We start from the raw sequence: 1,464 nt of genomic DNA, 5'->3' as shown, positions 1-1,464 counted from the left end.
AGGTGGTCGCGGCGATCAACCTGTCCGGCCCTGAGGCGGTGATGGACAGCCCGGTGGCGCGCGAACGCTACCGCGAGAGCCTGCAGCAGTGCGCCGACGAGATTGCCGCCGAACTGGGGGCCTCGCCCCGGCGCTGACCCCGGCGTTCAGGCAGCCGCCTGCAACGCCGCGCGGCCCCGTCTCGCGCAACTGACATCAAATTGTCATCACCCTTTCGCCTGCTATTCTGCCTTGTGAACAGGGCAGCGCTGCTTTCCTGGCAGGAACACGCAGCAAGCCGCATGGACGCTGGGGCACGCCTTACCCTGCCGGCGTCCCTCGGCGGCAACGACCCGTTCGCCACAGCCGATCCATCAGGCCAGTTCGAGGTTGTCAGCCGCCACACAGCACAGGGAATCGTCATGAAAACTGTCACTCGCATGCTTCTTGACCTTAGTGTTCGTAAAAAACTGCTCGGCGGCTTCGGCCTGATCCTGTTCATCACCCTGGCCACGGCCTGGATCGGCAACACCAGCCTGGACAGCACCCTCGATCGCATCGACAGCCTGCTGGGCGTCAGCGAGATCGACGCCAACCTGATGCGCGCGCGCCAGCAGGAAAAGAACTACCTGCTGCGCGACGATCAAACCGCCATGCAGCAGGCCCTGAGCCTGTCGCAGCAGATACAGGAGCAGGCCGCCGCGAAGGAAGCGGAGCTGGCGCGCCCTGAGAACAAGGCGCTGATGCGCCAGATCCAGGAAGACGCCAGCGGCTACCGCGACGAGCTGGCGCAGCTGCAGGCCGCCGGCAAGGCCAGCAGCGAGGCGCAGCAAGCCATGGAAGACTCCGCCCGTGCAGCGCTCAAGCGCTTCACCGAGCTGGAGGCCAAGCTGCGCCAGCTGGCCGTCGAACAGATCCGCCTGAGCGGCGCGCAGAGCAGCATCGACACCCTGGACCGCGCCAACCAGGCCAGCCAACTGGCACGCGAGCTGCTGGAAGCGCGGCGCCGCGAGAAGGACTTCCTGCTGCGCCGCGACGACCAGTACGCACAGCTCCTCGATGGCCACTTCCAGTCGCTCGACGACAAGAGCCGGCAACTGCTCAATACGTTGCAGGACGACGCCGCGCGCGCCGAGATGGAAGAGGCGCTGCAGCAACTGGCCGCCTACCGCAGCCACTTCGCCCAGTTGAAGAACAACCTGGGCGAGCTGGAGCAGAGCGAAGAAGACATGACCTCCCGCGCGCGCGAGGTCACGGCCGCGTCGAGCCAGTCGCTCAAGCTGCAGCGCGAGCTGCTGGCGAGCGACTCCAACCACGCCAAGCAGACCCTGCTGATCGCCGCCGCGATCGCCTTCGTGCTCGGCGTGCTCTGCGCACTGTTCATCACCCAGGCCATCGTCACCCCGCTGCAACGCGTGGTCGGCATCGCCCGGCAGGTCGCCGGCGGCGACCTGACCACCAATATCGAGAGCGACCGCCGCGACG

General features: G+C 66.7%; 1 protein-coding gene. It reads left to right on the top strand.

The window, feature by feature from the left end; genetic code table 11:
• Nucleotides 1-401 precede the first annotated feature (401 nt).
• On the top strand, nt 402-1,464 hold a 1,063-nt coding region (locus J0A65_RS23325; RefSeq protein WP_206596676.1), incomplete at its 3' end, for a methyl-accepting chemotaxis protein.

The sequence above is a fragment of the Bowmanella yangjiangensis genome, assembly GCF_017255015.1.
Classification (GTDB): domain Bacteria; phylum Pseudomonadota; class Gammaproteobacteria; order Enterobacterales; family Alteromonadaceae; genus Bowmanella; species Bowmanella yangjiangensis.
The sequence above is the reverse complement of the archived record's forward strand: the minus strand, read 5'-3'. Positions and strand labels throughout refer to the sequence as shown.